Source organism: Paenibacillus glycanilyticus (genome assembly GCF_030161375.1).
Taxonomy (GTDB): Bacteria; Bacillota; Bacilli; order Paenibacillales; family Paenibacillaceae; genus Pristimantibacillus; species Pristimantibacillus glycanilyticus_B.
Genome location: NZ_BSSQ01000005.1, coordinates 224,142 through 247,471, shown reverse-complemented (window position 1 = coordinate 247,471; position 23,330 = coordinate 224,142). Strand labels below are relative to the sequence as shown.

General features: G+C 51.0%; 17 protein-coding genes and 2 pseudogenes. 12 read left to right on the top strand and 7 right to left on the bottom strand.

The window, feature by feature from the left end:
- Nucleotides 1-185: 185 nt before the first annotated feature.
- The 3 genes from QQK89_RS06965 to QQK89_RS06955 all read left to right on the top strand — a co-directional run bounded on the left by QQK89_RS06965 (nt 186) and on the right by QQK89_RS06955 (nt 3,738).
- Nucleotides 186-1,103 (top strand): bile acid:sodium symporter family protein, encoded by a 918-nt coding sequence (locus tag QQK89_RS06965; RefSeq protein WP_284237776.1) that lies wholly within the window; start codon nt 186-188, stop codon nt 1,101-1,103.
- Between the two features lie 51 nt (nt 1,104-1,154).
- On the top strand, nt 1,155-2,930 hold the full coding sequence (gene pnpS / locus QQK89_RS06960; protein WP_284237775.1) for a two-component system histidine kinase PnpS: 1,776 nt from the start codon (nt 1,155-1,157) through the stop codon (nt 2,928-2,930).
- 91 nt (nt 2,931-3,021) lie between these two features.
- Entirely contained in the window at nt 3,022-3,738 is a 717-nt protein-coding gene (locus QQK89_RS06955) for a response regulator transcription factor (protein WP_284237774.1), read from the top strand.
- A 25-nt stretch (nt 3,739-3,763) separates the two neighbouring features.
- On the opposite strand, the gene QQK89_RS06950 is transcribed toward QQK89_RS06955, so the two are convergent.
- On the bottom strand, nt 3,764-4,630 hold the full coding sequence (locus QQK89_RS06950) for a helix-turn-helix domain-containing protein (protein WP_284237773.1): 867 nt from the start codon (nt 4,628-4,630) through the stop codon (nt 3,764-3,766).
- 166 nt (nt 4,631-4,796) lie between these two features.
- Here QQK89_RS06950 and QQK89_RS06945 point away from each other — a divergent pair, with 166 nt between their 5' ends.
- A complete protein-coding gene (locus tag QQK89_RS06945) occupies nt 4,797-5,774 on the top strand; it encodes a 2-hydroxyacid dehydrogenase (RefSeq protein ID WP_284237772.1) in 978 nt (325 codons plus the stop codon).
- Between the two features lie 86 nt (nt 5,775-5,860).
- Here the strand turns inward: QQK89_RS06945 and QQK89_RS06940 are convergent, their stop codons facing one another.
- Nucleotides 5,861-6,409 carry a pyridoxamine 5'-phosphate oxidase family protein gene (locus QQK89_RS06940; protein ID WP_284237771.1) on the bottom strand — a complete coding sequence of 183 codons (549 nt, stop codon included), beginning with the start codon at nt 6,407-6,409 and terminating at the stop codon, nt 5,861-5,863.
- Nucleotides 6,410-6,514: 105 nt separating this feature from the next.
- Between QQK89_RS06940 and QQK89_RS06935 the strand changes: the two genes are divergently transcribed.
- Together QQK89_RS06935 and QQK89_RS06930 are read left to right on the top strand one after the other, a co-directional pair.
- A complete protein-coding gene (locus QQK89_RS06935; RefSeq protein ID WP_284237770.1) occupies nt 6,515-7,927 on the top strand; it encodes a PLP-dependent aminotransferase family protein in 1,413 nt (470 codons plus the stop codon).
- A gap of 52 nt (nt 7,928-7,979) precedes the next feature.
- Complete coding sequence (locus QQK89_RS06930; protein ID WP_284237769.1) at nt 7,980-8,336, top strand: nucleotide excision repair endonuclease; 357 nt, start codon at nt 7,980-7,982, stop codon at nt 8,334-8,336.
- A 174-nt stretch (nt 8,337-8,510) separates the two neighbouring features.
- Here QQK89_RS06930 and QQK89_RS29715 read toward each other — a convergent pair.
- Nucleotides 8,511-8,736: pseudogene (locus QQK89_RS29715) on the bottom strand (IS1182 family transposase); the annotation flags it as partial.
- 506 nt (nt 8,737-9,242) lie between these two features.
- On the opposite strand from QQK89_RS29715, the gene QQK89_RS06925 reads away from it, so the two are divergent.
- Nucleotides 9,243-10,550, top strand: a complete 1,308-nt coding sequence (locus QQK89_RS06925) for a glycoside hydrolase family 140 protein (RefSeq protein WP_284237768.1) — start codon at nt 9,243-9,245, stop codon at nt 10,548-10,550.
- A gap of 76 nt (nt 10,551-10,626) precedes the next feature.
- Here QQK89_RS06925 and QQK89_RS06920 read toward each other — a convergent pair whose 3' ends face one another.
- Both QQK89_RS06920 and QQK89_RS06915 read right to left on the bottom strand, forming a co-directional pair.
- On the bottom strand, nt 10,627-12,393 hold the full coding sequence (locus QQK89_RS06920; protein WP_284237767.1) for a sensor histidine kinase: 1,767 nt from the start codon (nt 12,391-12,393) through the stop codon (nt 10,627-10,629).
- Complete coding sequence (locus QQK89_RS06915; RefSeq protein WP_284237766.1) at nt 12,390-14,018, bottom strand: response regulator transcription factor; 1,629 nt, start codon at nt 14,016-14,018, stop codon at nt 12,390-12,392. Before QQK89_RS06915 ends, QQK89_RS06920 begins: the two co-directional genes overlap by 4 nt.
- A gap of 181 nt (nt 14,019-14,199) precedes the next feature.
- Here QQK89_RS06915 and QQK89_RS06910 point away from each other — a divergent pair, with 181 nt between their 5' ends.
- The 5 genes and pseudogenes from QQK89_RS06910 to QQK89_RS06890 all read left to right on the top strand — a co-directional run.
- On the top strand, nt 14,200-15,123 hold the full coding sequence (locus QQK89_RS06910; RefSeq protein ID WP_284237765.1) for an ABC transporter permease: 924 nt from the start codon (nt 14,200-14,202) through the stop codon (nt 15,121-15,123).
- A gap of 14 nt (nt 15,124-15,137) precedes the next feature.
- A complete protein-coding gene (locus tag QQK89_RS06905; protein WP_284237764.1) occupies nt 15,138-16,022 on the top strand; it encodes a carbohydrate ABC transporter permease in 885 nt (294 codons plus the stop codon).
- A gap of 102 nt (nt 16,023-16,124) precedes the next feature.
- Entirely contained in the window at nt 16,125-17,765 is a 1,641-nt protein-coding gene (locus QQK89_RS06900) for an extracellular solute-binding protein (protein ID WP_284237763.1), read from the top strand.
- 168 nt (nt 17,766-17,933) lie between these two features.
- On the top strand, nt 17,934-20,039 hold the full coding sequence (locus QQK89_RS06895) for a hypothetical protein (RefSeq protein ID WP_284237762.1): 2,106 nt from the start codon (nt 17,934-17,936) through the stop codon (nt 20,037-20,039).
- Nucleotides 20,040-20,333: 294 nt separating this feature from the next.
- Nucleotides 20,334-20,513, top strand: a pseudogene (locus QQK89_RS06890) (transposase); the annotation flags it as partial.
- A gap of 91 nt (nt 20,514-20,604) precedes the next feature.
- Here QQK89_RS06890 and QQK89_RS06885 read toward each other — a convergent pair.
- Nucleotides 20,605-21,480: a GNAT family N-acetyltransferase gene (locus QQK89_RS06885; RefSeq protein ID WP_284237761.1), complete on the bottom strand. Its 876-nt coding sequence runs from the start codon at nt 21,478-21,480 to the stop codon at nt 20,605-20,607.
- 12 nt (nt 21,481-21,492) lie between these two features.
- Nucleotides 21,493-23,187 carry a M3 family oligoendopeptidase gene (locus QQK89_RS06880; protein ID WP_284237760.1) on the bottom strand — a complete coding sequence of 565 codons (1,695 nt, stop codon included), beginning with the start codon at nt 23,185-23,187 and terminating at the stop codon, nt 21,493-21,495.
- Between the last annotated feature and the right edge of the window lie 143 nt (nt 23,188-23,330).

Here is a 23,330-nt window from a genome sequence, read left to right as displayed (position 1 = left end):
GTTCTACTACATCCTACCATATGGGAAGCTCACATCTACAGTACGCATTGCATTTTGGTGGCAGTCCAGAGGTTTGACAACCATGCTATCATTAAAGTTATCATGTTGATCCAGTATATTCTAGGAGAGAGGGATGACTTACGAGGGAATTTGGACTGAACTTCAATCAGTTTTTCGAACGATGGATGTTTCTGCTGATCCCGGGATCGCTTGTCCTGGGGTTTCTTTTTGCCGATACGCTTGCTCCGTTGGTGGATGCCGTACCTTATTTGTTTGCTTATGTTACGCTGACAATGGGAATCGGCTGCGGTGTAAGACATTTATATGAAGTGATTAGAAAGCCGGGCATTCTGATCTGGACGTTAATGCTGGCGCATGTCCTGTCGCCGCTTGTTGCTTATGGGCTTGGTACCATGCTGTTTGGCGCCGAATCGCCTTATGTGGTTGGGCTTGTCCTGTTTACGATTATTCCGCTTGGCGTATCGACCGTACTCTGGGTTGGGATGTCGGGAGGAAGCGTACCGCTTGTGCTCGCCATGGTCGTGCTGGACTCGGCGTTAAGCCCGTTTGTTGTTCCGTTTGGCATTCATCTCTTATTTAATACAAGCGTGGATATTCCAATTGGACCCATTATGTTCGATTTGTTTATTATTGTTGTGTTGCCGACGATTGTAGGAGTAGCTTTATATGAACTGAGCAAAGGCCGGATTCAAAACAAAGTGAAGCCTGTGGCTATGCCGATCTCGAAGTTATGTTTCGTCGCCGTTGTCGCACTGAACGCTTCGGCCATAGCGCCTTATGTGGACGAACTTAAGCACGACATGCTGAAGCTCATTCCGCTTGTCATCGTTTTGGTTGGGGTATGTTATGCGGTAGGTTTCCTCGGAACGGCCAAATACGGCGGCAAAGAGGTTCAAGTAACGGTATCCTATGCGACGGGCATGCGGAATATTTCGCTTGGCATCGTGCTGGCGCTGGGCTATTTCAGTCCGCTGGCGGCCGTGCCCGTGGTCTTATCCATCTTAGTGCAGCAGCCGCTTGCTACGGTGCATCATTTTGTTTTACAAAAAATTAATAAAAACAAGACTAGCGAAGCTACATAACGGCATGTACGATATACGAGTGACAAAAAGGCAAATTGGAGATGAATGGCCATGAACAGCTTTCGCAACCGATTAACGTTAACCATGATCATAATCCTCGCGTTATCCGTAACCGCAGCCGGTTTTTTCATGGCAAAGACATTTAAAGACAATCATATCGATGCATTGGAGCATAACATGGTCCGGGAAATGCATATCATCTTGGCCAAAACCGATTGGAAAGAGGGAGATAACTTAGCCCTGTTCCCATATTTCACGCAGGAAGCCCAGAATCTCAAGAGCTATACGGGTTCGAGGGTAACTTTTATTGCAGGAGACGGCACGGTGCTTGGCGACTCGGATCATGCGCCGGACACGATGGATAATCACAGCAAGCGGATTGAAGTCGTAGAGGCCCATAAAGACGGGGTTGGACGCGCTATCCGTTACAGCGACACCTTGAAGGAAGATTTATTGTACGTTGCGGTTGCGGCCGATCCATCCAATCCGCAGTCCAAAGTCATCCGGCTGGCGATGAGTCTGAAGGAAGTGGACAAAAGCATCAATCAGCTGTGGACGGTATTAATTATCGGACTGCTTGTTCTGTTCATCATTGCCGCGTTCATCAGCTTCCGGATTGCGCTTAGTTTAACCAGGCCGCTTGAACAAATTACGAAGGTCGCCCAGCGGATTAAGCAAATGGATTATAAAGCACGGGTGAAAGTGTCCAAGCAGGATGAAGTTGGCGAGCTGGGTCATGCTATTAATGCGATGGCGGAAAGCCTTGAAATTCAAATGACAAGAATCCGGCAAAATGAAAGCCAGCTGGAAAGCGTGCTGGACAATATGATCAACGGCGTTATGATGATTGATCCGGCAGGCAAAATTCTGCTTATGAGCCGGCGGGCGGGCGAATTGCTCGGCATCGCTTCAAGCGAGCTGGTCGGACGGAATTATGCGGAAGCCAAACAGCAATACGAACTGTCGCAGCTTATTCAGGAAGCTTTGGACAGCCGTGAACATATTCGCGAGGAGATTACGTTCTATTTCCCTGAAGAACGTTTGCTTGAGCTCAATCTGGTGCCGATCAACCAAGAGAACCAGGAGTTCAGCGGCGTGTTGCTTGTGCTTCAGGACGTTACGGCGATTCGCCGTCTTGAACGGATGCGCAGCGAATTCGTAGCGAACGTGTCCCATGAGCTCAAGACGCCAATCGCGGCGGTAAAAGGTTTTGCGGAGACGCTGCTTGGCGGCGCGGTGAACGATGAGGAGACGGCGCGTTCCTTCCTGCAAATCATTTATGACGAAAGCGATCGTCTGAACCGTTTGATCGGCGATATTCTGGCCCTGTCCAAAATTGAATCCAAGCGGATTCCGCTTTATTTCTCGCCGGTCGATATGGACGCTTTTATGACGAAGACCGTCACGATGATGGAGGCTGAAGCCGCCCGGAAATCGATCAAGCTACAGCTGGAACTCGAACATGGCTTGTATGTGGAAGCGGATGAAGACCGTTTGCGACAAATTATGATGAATGTCATTGCAAATGGCATAAACTATACGCCAGAAGGCGGAAAAGTGTCGGTTAATATCGCAAGCATCGATGAGGATCATATCCGAATTCAGATCACCGATACCGGCATCGGTATTCCGAAGAAAGACTTGCCGAGAATTTTTGAGCGGTTCTACCGGGTGGATAAGGCAAGATCCCGCAGTTCAGGCGGTACGGGACTTGGCCTTTCCATCGTCAAGCATCTGGTTGAGCTGCATAAAGGCACAATAGCGGTGACAAGCGCGGTTGGCGTGGGTTCGACATTCGTGATCGAGCTGCCTGTTCTACAGCAATAACAGCCGGCCTAAAAATTTACCCATTCTTCATGAAATCGTGATAAACTAAGGTAGAATACAAGTGTCCAGGCTGGACAGGCTGGAGGAAGTCATGTCACATAAAGTACTCGTTATTGAGGATGAACCGACATTAGCTCGACTTTTGTCGTATAATCTTACGCAAGAGGGATACGATACGACGGTTATTGATCATGGCGCGACTGGTCTGCAAACGGCTTTGCAGCGTAATTTTGATCTGATTATTTTGGACATCATGCTGCCAGGCTTGAACGGCTTTGAAATATTAACAAGGCTTCGCCAGAACGGCGTTAAGACGCCTATTATTATTCTGACCGCCCGCAATGCGGAGGAAGAAGTCGTTCAAGGGCTGAAGCATGGTGCTGATGATTACATTACGAAACCTTTCGGGGTAGCTGAGCTGCTCGCGAGGGTGTCGGCTGTATTGCGCCGGACTCAGCAGGATGACATCGTTCCAATCGAAACTTCGGAAAAGGTCATTACGGTTGGCGATTTGTCGATCTATCCGGAGAAATACGAAGTTATTCTGAACGGAGAGACCGTACCACTTCGTCCGAAGGAATTCGAAGTGCTGCTGTATCTCGTACAGCGTCCGGGCATGGTTATTACGCGAGATGATTTGATGAACGTAGTCTGGGGCTTTGATTACATTGGCGGACAACGTACCGTTGACGTCCATGTTAGCTCGCTTCGCAAGAAGCTGGAACTTGGACAATCCGTGCAGATCGAATCCATCCGCGGCGTTGGTTACAAATTAGTAATGTCGAAAAAACTCGTCACACCCAAATAATTTGGTGGACGAGTTTTTTGTTTGGCTATTGCCGGTTCCAATCGAGCATTTTGCGTTGAAATTGCTTAGGCGAGCAGTCATTGTATTTCTTGAACATCTTATAGAAATGGGCCATGTTTGGCATGCCGATACGTTCTCCGACTTCGCTAATGCTTAAATCCTTCGTTAGAAGAATCCGCTCCGCCCATTTGATTTTCCGGTAATTCACGAATTCGGTGAAGGACATGCCGATCGTTTTTTTGAAAAACTTTACGAAGTAATAATAGCTCATATTGGCGATCCGGCATACTTCCTCGACTTGAATCCGGTCGGTCAGCCTGTTCTCCACATAGTCCAGCACGGGCTTGAGCCGAAGGCGGTCGAAGTCATCCTGCTCGGCAAGCATCTTCTTGTTATCGTTGCGAAGCAGCGTAAGCAGAATTTGCTTGATGAGGACGCTCACGGCTATCTCGTAGCCGGTTTCTTTGCGCTCGGCTTCGTGATGAAGCTGTCGGATATAGTCGCCGATCTGCTTCTTAGCAATGTTGTTTTCCTTAAATATATAATTGGCGTGGCTAAGCGAGTTTTCCGTTTCGGAAAAATATCGCATATAGGCGATTGTGCTTTGATCGAAAAACGGCTCGAGCTCGAATTGCAGGACGATATAATCCAAATTGCCGACGCTCCGGTCGCGATGCAACTGGGAGGCGCCAATAATAATAATATCTCCGGCTTCAAGATGATAGCTTTCATCCTCGATATCAACAGCCAGCCTGCCTTTTATAATATAAAGCAGCTCCAGCTGCCGATGATAATGCCAATTGGTGAAATCGTCATCTTTTCGAATCGGCTGCCAGACACGCAAGGATAACAAAGGGTTTTCATAGACAACTTTTTCGTTAAACGGCTCCACCCTTGCCGATCCCACCTTACGTAGATAATTAGTTCTGCACTTGTCAGCCAGAAGCGATTCATACAGCCTATTTCATTGTAGTGGGGTTCGGACGTAAAGGCAACCATTCGCCAAACTGCATTTGGGATAGGTATAATAGAAGAAGAACAGGAGAGGGGATGACGGCATGCGGCCAAAAGTATACATATCTTCGAAAGTATCGGACGAGGTAAAAGCTTATCTGGATCAACATTGCGATTGCGAGATGTGGCAAAATCCGGAGAGGGCGATTACAGGACAGGAGCTTGCCGATAAAATCGGCGACGTTGACGGTCTGCTCGCAGCCGGTAACGCGATCAGCGAACGTCTTCTGAGCGCCGCGCCTAAACTTAGGGCGGTCAGCAATATTTCGGTAGGTTACAATCATAACGATCTTGATGCGATGAAGAAACGCGGCATTATCGGAACTCATACGCCTTATGTGCTTGATGATACCGTCGCCGACCTGACGCTCGCTCTAATGCTGGCAGCAGCGAGGCGGGTAACTGAACTCCACAACTTGGTCCGTGCGGGCGGTTGGCAGCGCGGGATCGGCGATCAACTGTTTGGCCTTGATGTCCATCATGCGAAACTGGGCATTATCGGGATGGGCCGGATTGGCGAGCAGATTGCGAAACGCGCGAAATTTGGTTTTGATATGGAGGTATCGTATTATAACCGAAGCCGTAAACCGGAGACGGAGGAACGACTTGGCGTGAACTATGCGCCGCTAGATGAACTGCTTGGGCAGTCGGATTTCATCGTACTGATGACGCCGCTGACGGCGGAGACGAAACATATGATCGGCGCGGAGCAGTTCAACCGGATGAAACGGACCGCGATCTTTATTAACGTATCGCGCGGCGAAACGGTTGACGAAGCGGCTCTAATTGAGGCGTTGCGCGATAAGCGCATTTATGCGGCGGGACTTGATGTGTACGAGAAGGAACCGGTCAGCGCGGACAATCCGCTCCTGCAGCTGGATAATGTAGTGACCTTGCCGCATATCGGCTCAGCTACCCAAAAGACGCGTGACGACATGGCCATGGTCGCTGCCCGGAACCTGGTCGATGCGTTGTATGGCCGGGAGCCGCAATATGTGATTCCGGAATTAAAGAACGGATAAGAGAAAGATGCTGCACCCGTGATGGGGCAGCATCTTTTTTGGTATGCGGCTTGAGGGTTGAACAGAGTTTAACAAGGTTGAACCAATCAGTGCCGTTCTTCGTGGCTCTTCCGGCCCTCATAATACATTTTGGCTGGATTGGGTTCGCTCTCTTTGGCAGTGACGGAGCTTGCGACAAGCTTGAATACGGATGTTGTGCTGCCCATTGAAGAAACGTAACGCTCCAGGTGGCTCTTCGCGAGCGGCCGGTCGAAGTACCCGGGAACGTATTTGTTCAACATCACCTGCATGGCTGCACTCGCTTCATCCCAATCGGTCACTTTCTCGATTGTGCCGTAGATGATGACGCTCATATAAGCGGTGTCGACATGCGCTGGGGTAGGATCGGCAATCGTGCCATATTCTTCGCTAACCGTGAAGCAGCCTTCCGGATTGGCCGCAATCATGTCGATTTTCCTTCCTTCGGATGCGCCGTGAAAGTAGATCGCGTTATCCGTCCAAACAAAGTTTAACGGGACGACATAAGGGACATGGTCTGAGGCAAGGCCCAGAAATCCGGTTCGCGCTTGCTCGAGGAACGTTTGGATTTTGTCTTCGTCGGTACAAGCTCTTTTTTGCAGGCGAATGGGAAACATGGTTGATTCCTACCTTTCGGTGTCGTGGTTTGTGTTATCATTGTAAGAGGAATCTGTCCTTGTCAAAAGGTACAGTTTTGATGATAACGAAGGGTACAGAAGAGGGTGGTTGCCATCATCAGCTTAACTCCGGAGCTGGATAAACAGAGTGAGATTCCGCTTTATCAGCAGCTATTTCATTATTTAAAAGGACAGATTGAGTCCGGTTTGCTGAAGGAGAACGAACGCCTTCCTTCGATCCGGCAAATGTCCGCGTATTTGTCAGTCAGCAAGAATACGGTCGAGACGGCCTATCAGCAGTTGCTCGCGGAAGGGTATGTACATAGCAGGCTGCGTAGCGGATTATACGTGATGGCGCTCGAGAAGTTAGAAGGAGCGGTGGAGCAGAAGCGGGTCAAGACGGGGCCTATAATGGATCCCGCGGCGAAACTGCCGCATGCGATTAATTTTGAATACGGCGACGTAGAGCTGGAGCATTTTCCGGTTCGGTTATGGAAGAAATGCTTGGTTGATGCGCTTGAAGAATGTACGGTGGAAGTTTACGGATACGGCGACCGGCAAGGGCATGCGGGACTACGCGGCGAGATCGCGAAATATTTGTACCAGGCGCGTGGCGTCGTTTGCTCTCAGGAGCAAATTTTTCTTAGCGCGGGCACGCAGACGACGATCAGCCTTCTCGCTCAGTTGCTGCCTTTGCCGCGGGATATTGCCATGGAAGAGCCTGGCTATCACGGGGTCCGGACAGTCCTTCTTAACATGGGACGAAACATGATTCCGATTCCTCTGGATTCCGACGGGATCTCAACGGAGTATCTCAAGCAATGCGAGGCGAAGACGGTATATGTGACCCCTTCGCATCAATTCCCGCTTGGAATGATTATGCCGGTTCAGAACCGGATCAAGCTTCTGCAATGGGCATATGAGCAAGACGGATATATTATCGAGGATGATTTCGACAGCGAGCTGCGTTACCAAGGCCAGCCGATTCCGGCGCTGAAGGCGCTAGACACCGGAGACAAAGTCATTTATTTGGGTACGTTTTCGAAATCGTTCCTGCCGGGCATACGACTCAGTTACATGGTACTTCCCGAACGGGTGACGCAGGAATACCGGAATAAGCTTGAAGCCTACAGCCAGTCCGTATCGCCGCTTATTCAAGCGGCCATGTACAGATTTATGAAGGAAGGGTATTTCGAAAGCCATATCCGCAAGATGCGGAAGTTGTACCAGTCCCGGCATAAATTGTTGCTTCGAACGATTCAGGAGCAGCTTGGCAGCCAGGTTGAGGTTATTGGGGAACGTTCCGGCATGCATCTTCTGCTGGATGTGCATGGACGTTCAAGCGATGAGCTCGTAATGAAGGCTTTGGAGCATGAGGTGATCGTGTATACGCCAAGGAAGCATTGGCTGGATGCAGAAGCTTGCCCGCCGTCTTATATCATGCTCGGATTCGGGGGATTAAGCGAGGAGTTAATCCGGGAAGGGATTGGCAGGCTGAAACAAGCTTGGTTTGGTTGACGAGTATGGTACAATACGAGTTAAACAGATAAGGAAAGAGAAGTGACTAGTTTTGATTACGATTACGATTCCGGAACCGGACGTTACGATTTACAAGCAGACCGACCCGCAGCTGAGCCATATTTACAATTTCACGGATTTTCATTTGATTACGCGCGAAAAAGGCGGATTTTTTATTTTCTACAACTTCAGAGGTGACGTATTGTTCGTAGGCAAGGCGAGAAAGCTGAGACCGCGCATTAAGAAGCACTTTGAAGACAGCGTATCTCCTATGAAAAATTACCGCGACGAAGTGACCAAGATCGAGATCTACGTGAACGAGGATCCGGTAGAGCGGGAGATTTACGAGACTTATCTGATCAATAAGTTCCAGGCGAGATATAATGTGGACAAGGTATTGTTCCGTTAATTATAACGTTCGATTGCAAAAGGCCGTCCCAAAAGGTGATCGCTCACTGTGAAGACGGCTCGCGTTAGCAATTAAAGAGTGTTTTTTATGAAATTCGCTGCAAGAGGGTTACCCTTGCAGCAATATTTTTGATTTGACCAAACACACTCTCCGGTTCATGCATCCGTCGAACCGTGAGGTCTTTAATTTGTCGACGTGTGGGTTGAGACAACGCGTATCTGTTGGACGTTGATGAATGCTGTAACCGAGGCATGAACGTCGTTCGGCTGCCGAGCGGTTCTTGCTGCCCTTCATATTTTTGCAGGCGCGGCAGAAGATCTTTCTGAACAAGGCGCACAGCTTTCTTAAACGGTTTGTCCTTTGGCTTTTGTTGGAGCCAGCTTTCTAGTTGCTGAACTGATATATTCTTTGTACATAAAGAAGCCTCTCATTATTTAGAATGGTTGTTGGTACTTCTATTCAAACAAGGGATGGCTTCTTTTTGTTTAAGCATTTCATGAACAGGTGAAGGGCAGACGGAGCATTAAATGATTCTGGAGAAAAGCTCATGCTTACGAAGTAGCTTTCTTTCAGAAAGCTTTGAAGCGTTCGTTTTTGTGAAGGGATTCCTACTTCTGAAATATTCATTCAAGGAATCCCTGAGCAATGGCGATCGGAAGAACATTTAATGCGCAGACTGCTGTTTAACCTAGATAAAAAATGGGGTGCCCATCCGTCATTTTCATGACTTATGGGTCACCTCATTTTTTCATTTATTGTATACAATTAATAATTATATTGTATACAATAAATAAATGTGATAGCCTAAGATTACGGCTAAGCGGTTTCATGGGAGCGGCGAGTGCCGTCAGCATTGGATTTCATTATTCCATCCATTTATACCAATCGGGAGCGTGAACGTTAAGCATGTCAACCTTGCAGCGTTTGAAAGTAAGCGGCAATAAGCGATTTCTGATTCAAGAAGACGGCACCCCGTTCTTTTGGCTGGGCGATACCGCCTGGGAGTTGTTTCACAAGCTGAACCGCGAGGAAGCTGAGATCTATCTGCGGAACCGGGCGGAGCTGAAATTTAATGTCGTGCAAGCCGTGGCGCTGGCAGAGTTCGACGGTGTAGCGACGAATTCCGCTTACGGCCGCCAACCGCTGAAGCGGAACGCGCATGGCCAGTACGATCCAACGATGCCGGATACGGATGGCGACGACAACTACTGGGTTCATGTCGATGCCATTATCGATCTGGCGGCTACATATGGGCTTTATGTGGCGCTTCTTCCGACTTGGGGAGACAAGTACCATCAAGCTTCGTTTGGCAAAGGACCCGAAATTTTTAATGGCGAGAATGCAAGGGTATACGGGCAATGGCTTGGTGAACGCTACGGCAATCGCTCCAACATCATTTGGGTGCTTGGCGGAGACCGTTCGCTTCTTACTCGCAATCATTTCGAAGTGAACAACGGGCTGGCTGCCGGACTGCGGGAAGCGGTCGGCGATACGCAGCTTATTACGTTCCATCCTTGCGGCAATGCCTCTTCTTCGCTGCATATGCATGACGAGCCGTGGCTCGATTTCAATATGATTCAATCCGGTCATCATGAGCAGATCCGCGAAAATTACAAGCACATCGGCGAGGATTATAATCGTCAGCCGGTTAAGCCTACGGTCGACGCGGAACCCGCTTATGAAGATCATCCTGTTAATTTTAACGCGTCCCGCGGTTATTTCGACCAAGCGGACGTTAGAACAGGCGCGTATTATGGCGTCTTCGCGGGCGGATTCGGCACGACTTACGGCCATCACAGCATCTGGTCGATGACGACGGAGCCCGCACCTTATTTCATTATGACGTGGCAGGATGCGCTGAACCGGCCGGGGGCAACGCAAATGCGTCATTTGCGCGCTTTGATGGAGTCGAGATCGTATTTGGACCGCGTACCGGACCAAAGCCTGATCGCCGGCAATTACGAAGGAGCGAACTATATGGTCGCTACGCGCGGCGAGAATTACGGCCTGATCTACAGTCCGAACGGCATTCCGTTCCGCGCGTCGTTTGACAGCTTGGCATGCAGCCGCGTATCGGCTTCCTGGTTTGATCCGCGCACGGGCGAGTATCAAGCCATTGGAGAGTTCAATAACCAAGGCGAAGCGACGTTGTTCGCGCCTCCAACAAGCGGCAGAGGGAATGACTGGGTACTCGTGTTGACCGTGGCAAACTAAGCCAAGCGGCAACTATAAAAAACCTTCAAAACCAGTAACGCGGTTTTGAAGGTATTTTTGGTTTACATGGCTTCTGTTATGGCATTCGTCTAGTTTCCACGGGCAATATGATCGTAACCGTAGTGCCCGCGCCAAGCGAACTCTCGTACGAAAGGCCGTACGAAGCGCCGTATAGAAGCTGAATGCGCTCATGAATGTTCTTGATGCCGTATCCATGGAACTCATCGGGCGAATCGGCGTCCAGAATATGCAAGGCGGTCTCGGGCGCCATGCCCACCCCGTCGTCGGATACGCTCAGGATTACGATATCGCCACGCCTGGAGCCCGAAATCCGAATCGTGCCGGATTTGGTCGGACTGCGCAAAATACCGTGCAGAATAGCGTTCTCCACAATCGGCTGCAGCGTAATCTTCACCATCAGCAGTTCCATAATATCTTCGTCAAAATCAAGCTCAAGGTTGATTTGATCCTGGTATCGCAAGTTTTGCAGCGTAACGAATGCCCGCACATGCTCTAACTCGTGCTTAATCGGAATGATGTCGTCTCCTTTGCTGAGTCCAATCTTGTAGAAGGTGGACAACGACTGGATCATCGTCTCAATCTCGGAATTGCCGCTCATGACGGCCGACCAGTTGATCATATCAAGCGAGTTGTACAGGAAATGGGGGTTGATCTGGGATTGCAGGGACCGCAGCTCCAGCGACTTGATCTTCTTGCCGCTCTCGAACCTCTCCTCGATCATCGCCGCCATCTCAGTCACCATGTAATTGAAGTCTTGAGAGATTTGGCCGAGCTCATCCTTGGAAGAGACCCGAATTCGGGTATGGAAGTTGCCGCTCGTTACATTCCGGATATTTCGGGCCAAATGCTTCAGGCGAAGCGCGGTTGAGTTGAACCATAGATAAGCAAGCAGAAAAGCGATGGCGCCGGTCGCAAGCAGCATGAGGATCATGTAGAACCGGATATCGTTGCCGCTTGATTTAATTTCGTTGTACGGAATGACTGATATGAACGTCCAATCCGTATTCGCGATCGGTCGGGACAAGGTGAGAAAATCCGCATTGTTCGCGTGAATATCGCTGCTGTCCCGGTGATCATGCGCTGCAAGTTCAGCGGCTTTGCGCAGATCGGTCATGGCGAGCAAGTCGGGATTGCCAGCGGCGGATATAATCTCTCCGCTGCTGTTCACAATGTACGAAAGTCCGGTGGAAGTTACATTGGCTTGCGTAACGATATCCTTCACGACCGGTTCGCGCATATCGATGCGAATGACGCCGTCGGCGACATTATACGTCTTGAGAGTAATCCGTCTAGCGAGCGAAATGATCGGCACGCCGTCCTGTGTCTCCGCCGAGAACCGGCTTGGGGCGATCCAAGTGACGACGGAATTGGATGCCTTCAAATCTTCGTACCACGGCAAACCGTCCATGTTCTTGAACACAAAGAAACGCATGTTATCGTATAGATAGCCGGGAATTTCCCTCATGTACAGCCGAACGTGAAGCACGTCGGTATTATGTTCGATCTGGCCCATAAGCGCAATTAAATTGTTCTGGTCCATGTTCTGCTGGATATAATCCTCGTCATAGACGGCGGGACTAACCGTGATGACATCCTGCAGCGTCTTGTCGAAGTAGAGGATATCCGTTGCATTAAGCAGATTGTTCAGCTTAGTCTCGAGATAAGTCGCCGATTGAGCGAGCGCGTTGCGCGACGTGCGCTGCATATTGTCTTCCATCTGCGTCGACACGCGCCAATAAGTGAGGCCAGTCAGCACGATCAGCGGCACGAAAATAAGAACGAGATAAGAGACGAGCAGCTTTGTTTTGATGCTAACCGTCATTTTAGTACATTCTCCCTGTATTCAGAAGGCGTAATGCCCGTAATCCGTTTGAATGTCTTGGTGAAATATTTGGCGTCGTTATACCCGCATCGCGCTGCCACCTCGACCAGCTTGACTCCGCGGTCGGCTAGCAGCTCCTTCGCCCGGTCGATTTTATACGCATTCATATAGTCGTTGATCGTTTGACCGGTATCTTTCTTGAAAATTTGGCTAAGGTACGCGGGCGTCAGATGGAGATGGGAGGCGATATCGCTAATGGTGAAGCCTCCGCTCTGGTAATGGCGCTCAATGTAACGGATCGTCTCATGCACGACGCGGCTTTGCACGCCAACGGATGCGATGGCGTCGAAGTAGGCCCGTACCTCCGACTCCAGAAAAGCGATAAGTTCGTTTAACGTGCCGCTGTCCGAGACCCGGTGCCATAAATACTCTTCTTTGCGCTCTTCCATATAACGGCCAAGGAATTTGTTTTGCGCTTCGGTGTAGAGCACAACCAGCATTTTGTAGAAGAGCATCCTTACTTCATCAATCGATGCAGCGGCAGATCCGCGTATTTCGCGGGCAAGCGCGTCGATAAACGGGAAGACGGCATTGTTGCAGGAATGGACATGCTGCCCGAACTCCTGCGCGAATAGATCGCCCGCGAAGGATGACTTTACGGGTTGCTCTTCATAGACAACGGCACGGTTATGGCCAAGGAAGAACAGCTGCTTCACCGCGGCCAACGCCGTCTGATAAGATCGGTGCAGCTGCGCAAGGCCCTTCACCGGCTGCCCGATGCCCGCAAAGAGCAGATGCCCGCTGGCATTCTCGCCGCTAGAATCGGCAAATTCGTTTGCGATTCGATTCGCGGAGGCGCGCAGATCGCTCAGGCTAAGCGCCGGTGTTAGCAGGAGATGCGCCACAAGGCGCGTCCCGTCTATCGTACCGGCTACGTAAGCGATGCGCTGACGGACAAACTCCCGCGCAACCGCCGTTTCTAGGGAGCCGCGCAGCGAGACCGCCAGTTCCACGGGGATGCCCGAAGCGAAATGCATATGAAATAAAACGCTTACATAATTGCCGTTCGAAGGAAGTCCTAAACCCGATTTGGATTGGGCCAAGAGCCGGCTTATATTGTCGGCGTCGGGATTGCCCTGGGCGAGATGAACCGCGTACTCGCGCTGCAGCATCCCGATGCTCGTCTCCAGGTTGGCGGCAGATTCCGCGAGAAGCTGGGATTGCTCCGCTTCCTGCTTGCATGCGTTAATCACGGTAGCGATGCATGCTCTAAGCTCGGGAACGCTAATCGGCTTCTCAATAAAACTGACCGCTTTCAGTTGAATGGCGGCTTTCAAATATTCCTTGTCCGCGTATCCGCTAATGAAGATGAGCTTGCATCGGGGTAATTCGGCTTGTATGCGTTCCGCCAGTTCGATGCCTGTCATCGTTGGCATTCGGATGTCGGACAGTATAATATCCGGCTTGAAGGCAAGCGCGGTTTCAAGCGCGGTGTGGCCGTCATCGGCCTCGCGGATTTCACCGATTCCAAAGTCTGTCCAGGGCAGGCACATCTTAAGCCCGTCCCGTGTCCGTTTCTCGTCGTCTACGATTAATAGGTTGAGCAAGCAGCATCCAGCTCCCATCCTTCATAAATCTCCTAAATTCAACATAGCAGATTGTGCGTCCGTGCTACAATACAAACATTGCGCGGACTATAGAATAGTGCACCAAATTATAAAAGCGCATCCTATTGGAAGTGCTTACATGCTCCTATAATGAGGCTATAGCGATTCACTATCAGCGACAATGGAGCGTGCAAACCTTATGGTCCGAAAACGAAATTTGCTGTTCTATCTTGGCCAAAATCGTCCGTTTCTGCTGATGATTCTGCCCGCGGTAATCTTCTTTATCCTATTCTCTTATTTGCCCATGGCGGGAATTATCGTGGCCTTCAAAAACTTCCGGTTCGACCGCGGTATCTTCGGCAGCGATTGGAACGGCTTCGGCAATTTCCGGTTCTTGTTCCTCTCGGGGCAAATATGGAATATTTTCAAAAACACGTTTTTCTATAACCTAGCCTTTATCGTAACGGGAACCGTGTTTCAAGTCGGAGTTGCGGTTCTGCTGTCTGAGATCTCCTCGAAGTTCGTTAGCCGGTTCTCTCAAAGCCTGATGTTTCTGCCGTATTTCATCTCCTGGGTTATCGTAGGCGCCTTCTTCTACAACTTGTTCAATTACGATTATGGGCTTGTGAACGGGGTGCTGAAAGCCTTTGGTCTGGATCCCGTGGATGTATACAGCTCGCCGGGGATGTGGAAGTACATTCTTGTCTTCTTCAACAACTGGAAGTGGATCGGTTACGGTTCGGTGCTTTATCTCGGGGCGATTCTTAGCGTCGACGAAGAAATGTACGAAGCTGCGGATATCGACGGGGCGAATGCATTTCAGAAAATTTTCCGGATTACGCTGCCGAACATCGTGCCAACGATCATCATTATGGTGCTGCTGCAGGTAGGCAATATTTTCAGGGGCGATTTCGGCATGTTCTACCAGCTGGTCGGCAATAACGGCAATCTATATGACGCAACGGACATTATTGACACGTACGTGTTCCGGTCGTTATCCCAGATGGGCGACATTCCAATGTCATCGGCCGCGGCATGCATCCAGTCCGTCATGTGTTTCCTGACCATTAGCGTCGTCAACGGCATTGTCCGCAAATTCAGCAAAGAAAACGCGCTCTACTAGAAGGAGGACGGGACATGAAAGCTATTCGAATAGATAAAGTGGCGCTTAACGTAGTCGCCTATGCCGTCATTGTGATTGTCGCGCTCTTATGCGTCATTCCGTTCCTTATGGTGCTGGCAGGCTCGTTTACCTCCGAAAGCGCCGTTGTGGCGAAGGGCTACGGACTGTGGCCGTCCGTCTTCTCGGTAGACTCGTACCGCGCGATTCTGACGGATCCGACTTCCTTGCTGAAAGCTTACGGCGTGACGTTGTTCATAACGGTAACGGGCACGCTCGTAGGATTGTTCCTAACGGCGATGACTGCTTACGTGCTCTACCGCAAAGAGTTCAGGTACCGGCACAAATTCGCTTTCTTCTTCTACTTTACGACCTTGTTCAACGGCGGACTGGTTGCCTATTATCTCATTATGCTGAAGTATTACCATATGAAAGACAGCTTGCTGGCGCTCATCGTGCCGCTCCTCTTGTCGCCCATGTACATCCTGATCATGCGGAACTTTCTGAATGCGGTTCCAGATGCCATACCGGAGTCGGCGAAGGTTGACGGGGCAACCGAATTTACGATCTTTACGCGGCTTTGCTTGCCGCTCATGAAGCCGGCGCTTGCGTCAATCGGCATGTTTATCGCGCTGGGCTATTGGAACGATTGGTATCAAGCGGCCTTGTTCATTGACGATCAGAACAAGTTTCCGCTCCAATACATGTTGTACAAAATGATTACGAACATCGAGTTTCTCTCCTATGCCGCCGGCAATAACGGCATTCCGACAGTCGAGCTGCCCCATGAAACGGTGAAGCTGGCGATGACGGTCGTCTCGATCGGACCAGTCGTGCTCGTCTATCCGTTCGTGCAGAAGTATTTCGTCAAAGGCTTGACGGTGGGCGCGGTGAAAGGGTAACGCAAGGCATTACTTAGGTTAATACCGTACAGCGGATTAACATAGAGCCATTTTAGAACAAATAAACCAATCGAACGAACAATCATGAGGAGGTCAAACCGATTGAAGACGCAGACTAAGAAAGCGATCATGATCGGCATGCTGGCGCTGATCGTCAGCTCATCGTTGGCAGCTTGCGGATCCAACAACAACAATGGAGCCGGCAATACGGCAAATAGCCAAAGCTCAAACAACGCGAACAATACGAAGGGGACAGGCAACAATGCCGCAGCTACAAGCGACACCGCTTCCGAGGGTACGAACGCAGCCGCTTCCACGCCGGACATTTCCAAGCACGTGAAGTTGACGTGGGCAGCGCTTGGCGACCCGCCAAAAGATTTCGACGCGGTGAAAGCAAAGCTGAACGAAATGACGAACAAGGATTTAAATGCCGACGTTGATTTCGTCTGGATCGGCTGGGGGGATCTCGACAGCAAATATCCGCTTATGCTTATGTCCGGCCAAAATGTCGACATGATCTATACCGCTGGTTGGCTGGGTTACAGCGACAACGCAAAGAAAGGCGCATTCACGGAGCTTACGAAAGATATGCTGGACAAATACGCGCCAAATGCCGAGCAAAAGCTGCCGCCTGAAGCCTGGTCGAATGCGACCGTCGACGGCAAAATTATAGCTGTACCGCGTAACTATCTTGAGTACCAGGATGCCGGGCTTGCGGCTCGCGGCGATATTATGGGCAAAGCCGGTTTAACGGCGCTGACCAGTCTGGACGACGTAGAGAAATATATGGAAGCGGCCAAGGCAACCGATCCGAAAATCGTTCCGTTCAATACAGGGGCATCCGTTGGCGACTATCCGCTCACCTCGTTTGTTCTGAAGGAAAAATCGCTTATTTCCGTACCGGGTCTGCCGGCAAACATGCTATTATTTGACCCGCTGGAGACCAAGCCGCAAGTGTCCTCGGCGTTCGATAATCCGGACCTGCTGGCTGCCTATCCGAAAATTCGCGAAATGTTCCAGAAGGGTTACATTAACAAGAACGTATTGAACAACAAGACGCCTTCCCGCGATTCGTTCCAAGCCGGTCAATCCGCGCTGGCCGCATATGGCGACAATCAGTTCCGCGATTCCTTCAACGGCATCAATACGGCGCATCCGGACTGGAACGTTTCGTTCCAATCGTTCTCGCCGGAAGGTCCTTTTATCAAGCTGGCTTACGATTCGGGCATGATGGCGATTCCGTCCTCGTCCGGCAACAAAGAGCGCGCGCTTATGTTTATGGATAAGTTCTTCAGCGATCCGAACTATTACATGCTTATGATCTATGGAATCGAAGGCAAGCACTGGGAGTATACGGCTGACAAATCGCAGATTGAAGTTCCGGCCGGTACGGATCCGTCTCTTTATCCGAAATGGCAATATCCATGGGGCTTCGGCGACTGGGTTGGCTTCAACAAGCCATCCACGACCGATTACCCCGATTATGCGAAACATGTCGAGCACATGGCTAGCGTAGCAAAGGATAATCCATATGCGAACTTCAAACCAAACACGGACTCCATCAAGAACGAAATCGCAGCGCTGAACAATGTGTTCCTGAAGTACGGCGGGGCGCTTGCTTACGGGGCTGCCGATCCGGACGAAGCGCTCAAGAAAGCTTCTGCCGAGCTCAAAGCGGCCGGCTATGACAAAGTGAAGGCGGAGATTCAGAAGCAGCTGGATGAATTTACGCCTGGCTCGTAATTAATCAGATAGGCACGGACGACTAAGGGAACTGATGATGATCAATCGACAGTTCCCTTTTCGTATAGCATTAAATGGAAACGCATTCATAAAGCGGGGAGGGAGGAGAAGCACAGTTGTTAAGTTCGCGAAGTTATTTTTTATTCAAAAATGGAGGTGCCTTCGTTCATGTTTAAACCTGTTATCGGAAGCAATTATGTAATGACAAATGCCAGAAACAGAAACGTAAGCATGAGCATGATTGCCGTTCTGGCACTAATGCTTGTCAGCGGTTTGTTTACGTTCTCGCAGCAGGCTGCAGCCGCTGTTCCAAGTCCATGGCTGCAACAGGACATTGGATCGGTTGGCGTTGCCGGCTCCGGCGATTATGCGTCGGGTACTTACACGATCAAAGCATCCGGCACGGATATCTCGGGGACAGCGGATCAATTCCGCTACATCTATCAGCCGCTGAGCGGCGACGGCACGATCGTCGCCCGCGTCGCTTCCATATCCAGCACAAGCTCGTGGGCAAAAGGGGGCGTTATGATTCGCGAAGCGCTCACAACAGGAGCCAAACATGTATCGACGGTTGTGGAATATGCCTCCACGTCCGGGGCGCAGCTCATTAGCCGCAACACGGCTTCAGGCAGCACGGCGACCGTGACGCAAACGGGCGTCGCAGCGCCTTATTGGGTGAAGCTGCAGCGTGCCGGCAACGTGTTCACAAGCTCCATCTCGAGCAACGGTACGACATGGACCCAAGTCGGCTCGGTTACGGTCTCCATGTCTACAAGCGCCTACATTGGCCTTGCCGTCACGGCACAAAACAACACCGTTCTGAACACAACGACCGTCGACAACGTTACTGTGACGACGGGTGGCGCTGGAACGGGGCCAACATTTGTGAAGGGCATTAACTTGAATGGCGCGGCGACGACAATCGAAGGCAACAGCTGGATTTCGTATGCGTCGGCTCTGAGCAGCGGGCTGTCCGTGACGAATGCTTCGACGTTCAGCGGTACATACTCCTTCTCGCTGAATCCGGCGACGGATGCCAATACGCAAGCGATGCTGCAATCCGCGTTGTACCGCAGCAACCCGGCAAACGGCCAGGGCTTCTCGATGAATCAGACGATCGCAAACGGTTCGTACCAGGTTTATTTATGGACGCTTGAGAATTATCAGAGCAACTTCCGGAATGAAGACGTGAAGCTGGAGGGGACGACAGCGGCAACGGGAATCGGCGATCTTGCGCTTGGCAGCTGGGCGAAATACGGCCCGTATAACGTCACGGTCAGCGACGGCGTGCTGAACATTGATATTTTGCGCTCGTCCAAAGGCGATCCGCAAATTGCAGGCGTTGCAATCTACTCTACGGGCACAACCGTCCCGACCGGCAACCGCAGCGGATTACCATGGATGTCCGGCGTTTACCACACGACGAACGATCAAGCGAATTGGACGTCCATTCAGAACTTCGAAACGTGGCGCGGCCGTCTGGCGGACATAACGACGAACTTTCCTTACCGTTATTCGTGGGATATCATGACGGTGAGCGGAGCATTCCTGAACGGCTGGCAAAACGCGCCATGGACGCCAACCTACGCCATGCCGATGTTCCCGGAGAATATCGGAGCGACATTCTCGGCTTGCGCGGCCGGCAGCTACAATAGCTATTGGACCACCTTCGCGCAAAATCTCATTAGCCACGGCCAAGGCAGCGCCATCATCCGGCTAGGCTGGGAATTTAACGGCGACTGGTTTGCCCATTCCGTTACGACGGCGAATATGACTGATTGGAAAGGCTGCTTCCGCCAAGTTGCTTCGACACTCAAAGCGGCAGATCCGAATATTAAGATCGACTGGAACGTCAATCGGGGGCATGGACTGAAGGCGGCGGGCAACGCGGACCCGGCTCTCGTCTATCCGGGAGACGACGTGGTGGATTACATCGGGGTGGACAGCTACGATCAATGGCCGCCGGTGTTCAGCGACGCCACTTGGACCAGCAGCCACTTGGGCGGTTCTTACGGGCTGCAGCATTGGATCGATTTTGCGGTAGCGCATGGCAAGAAGTTCAGCGTGCCGGAGTGGGGGCTCTACCATGGAGCCGCGCCGAACTATGGCAACGACAATCCGTTCTACATCGAGAAAATGTGGTCGTTCTTCAACAGCCTGGGATCAACGCTTGCATACGAGGCTTATTACGATGAGGATGTGCTGACCAAAGGCAATCTCTCTTACGGCAATAACAATCCGAATAGCGCGCCTGTCTATAATTCGCACTGGTAACCGCTTGAATGGAAGAAGAGGGTGCCCATAAGTCATGAAAATGACGGATGGGCACCCCCTTTTTTATCTAGGTTAAACAGCAGCCTGCGCATTAAATATTCTTCCGATCGCCATTGCTCAGGGATTCCTTGAATCAACGAGGTATGGTTGGCATCCCTTCACAAAAGTGAACGCTTCGCTTCTCCAGAATCATTTAATGCTCCGTCTACCCTTAACCTGTTCATAAAATGCTCACACAAAAAGAAGCCGACCAGATCAACTCTCCTTGCCAAATTGCCAACGGTACGTGAAGACCTCACTGTTCGACGGATGCACGAACCGGAGAGTGTGTTTGGCCAAATAAAGAATAATCCGGGATTCCGCAGATTCCTGCTTCGAGGCTTACCGAAAGTTAACCTCGAAGTCGGGTGGCTATCGCTTGCTCATAATTTGCTTAAGATAGCAGCAAGAGCAAAAATATCGCTACAAAGGTAACCCTCGGCAGCAATATTTTCATAAAAAACTCATTAATTGCTAATGCGAGATGTCTTCACAGTGAGCGATCACCTTTTGAGACGGAATCTTCTTATTTCATATCGCGCATCATCAGCACTTGCTCCATCGTGGTTACTAGCCCCATTTCGGTGAGCAGCTCGACAAGTGGCGAATTGGATGCGCGAATATTAAAAGCTATGCGGCGGCATTGCTCGCCGGGTTGCCATACTTCGTGCAAAGCGGCGGACATAATAGCCTTGGCATCGGTTCGGCTCGCGGCAACTTCGAGCCGGTATAAGACGATGCCCACTAATACCCCGGCTGAATTAAACGTCCGCCTATATAAGGCATATCCGGCAACTTCGCCGCCGTCAAAGACGGCTACGCTCTCGCCGTCTTTCAAGCTTGGCAGATCGGCCTGCCAAGCTTCGCCCGGCGAATAGAGCGAAAGCCGGGCTGCTTCGGCTGCCATGCCGAGCGCAATCTGGTAAGGATGCTCATAAGTATCATCCATATCCGGTATCGGCTGCTCCGTTGACAAGAGGAGAAGGCGGTCAATCGGCTTATAACCAACCGCCTCGTATAGCGCAATGGCATGATCGTTCAAAGAGATCGTCTCCAGATTGGCTTGGTCAACCTCAAGCTGTCCGTACAGCTCCAGGTTCCTCCGCATCAGAGCTTTGCCGATTCCCTTGCCCCGGTAAGCGGGCTTGACGGCCGTTCCGCCGTTCCAAGCGAGCTTCCTTCCGTTATGCTCCCGGAAGCCGTTTACTACTAGTCCGGCAGGTTCGCCGTCCACATAACAGGCAAGGGAATGCTCAAGCGACAGACCTTCTGATGCGATCCGTCCGATGAACCGGTCAAGCGTAAGCGCAGCGGGAACGAGATAACCTTCGAAGGATTGGTTCCACAGCTCCGATACCTCGCGGATCGGGAGCTCGCCAAGCGACTTAAATGAGATGTCCATCGGTCAGCCTCCTTACAGCGCTTTGTCGTCCACGTTCTCCAGCCAGCTGTCGATGCTGCCGATGACGGAAGTCACGCAGCCGTCTTCGAACGGCGAGATAAGGCCCGCAACCTTAACAAGCTCGGTGAAGGAGAGGCTTCCGCCTTGTTGGCACAAATGAAGGTAATCCGCCCAAGCGGCCGTTTTGTCCTCCTGCGATCTTTTCCAGAACTGAAAGGCACAAATTTGCGCAAGCGTGTAGTCGATATAGTAGAACGGGCTGCCAAAAATATGTCCCTGACGCTGCCAATAGGCGCCGTGCTCCAGGTACGAATTGTCCTCGTAATTGCGATGCGGCAAATATTTCTTCTCGATTTCGCGCCAAGCGGCTTTCCGCTCAGCCGGCGTAGCATCCGGGTTCTCGTAGACAAAATGCTGGAATTCATCTACCGTAACGCCGTAAGGGAGGAAGAGCAGGGAGCCGGCCAGATGTTGGAACTTGTATTTATCCGCGTCCTCCTGGAAGAACAGGTCCATCCAAGGCCAAGTGAAAAACTCCATGCTCATCGAATGAATCTCGCAAGCTTCATAAGTCGGGAAGGCATACTCCGGCACGGCAAAACTTCTGCTCTCGTACACTTGGAAGGCATGGCCGGCTTCATGCGTCAGCACGTCGATATCTCCGGAAGTGCCGTTAAAGTTGGAGAAAATAAACGGCGCGCCGTATTCGCTGATATACGTGCAATAACCGCCGCCTTGCTTGCCTTTCTTGGCAACCAGATCCATGAGGCCGTTATCCAGCATAAAGCGGAAAAAGACGTCGGTCTCCGGCGACAGCTCGGCATACATCCGCGCGCCGTTCTCCACGATCCAATCCGGGCTGCCTTTTGGCTTGGCGTTGCCGGTCAGGAACGCAAGATTCTCGTCGTAGTAGTAGAGAGAATCTACGCCAATCCGCTCGCGCTGGCGTTCCTTCAGCTTGCTAGCAACCGGCACGATATGCTCAAGCACTTGATCGCGGAAGCTCGCTACCATCTCGGCCGTATAGTCGGTCCGGCTCATGCGGGCATAACCAAGCTCAACGAAATTCGTGAAGCCGAGTTTCTTCGCGATGCGGGTACGCACTTTTACAAGCTCGTCATAGATCCGGTCAAACTCGGCTTCATTCTCGGCCATAAACCCGGAAGAAGCTTCCGAAGCGCGTTTGCGCACCGAGCGGTCGGTCGATTGCTGGAATGGAGATAATTGCGAAAGCGTCCGCTCTTCGCCGTCGAACATAATTTTGGCCGAAGCAATAAGCTTCGTGTATTCGGTGGATAACTTATTCTCCTGCTGCAAATCCTCTATGACTTCCGGGCTGAACGTCTTTAGCGACAGCTCGGCCAGCTGGAACAGCTGACGGCCCCACTTGGCTTCAAGCTCCTGGCGGAAAGAAGAGTTCACCAGCGCCCGGTAATAATCCGTTATGTATTCCTGCACGACAGGTCCGTTCTCGTCGAAGAAATCCTGCTCGGCTTTGTAAAATTCATCGTTGGTATCAATCGAATGACGGATGCTCGCAATTTGCTGCATCGTATCAAACTCACTCCGCAGCTTGTTGAGGCCCGTCATGGCGGAATCTTGCTCCTCGAAACGGCTCGCCGCGTTAAAGGCGGATAGAAGCTCCTTGAACTGCTTCTCGAAAGCTGCTACATCGGGACGTTCGTAACGATACTCATTAAATTTCAATTGGATACACCTGCCCTCTCTGGATTATGGATTCGAAAATAGGAAATCGATGGTAGATTTAACGCTTAGATTGTCTATTCGTTAGAGCTAGCGCTAATCCTGCTTTCTCCGCATGCGAAAAGGCTCCCTTCACCTATGCTCAG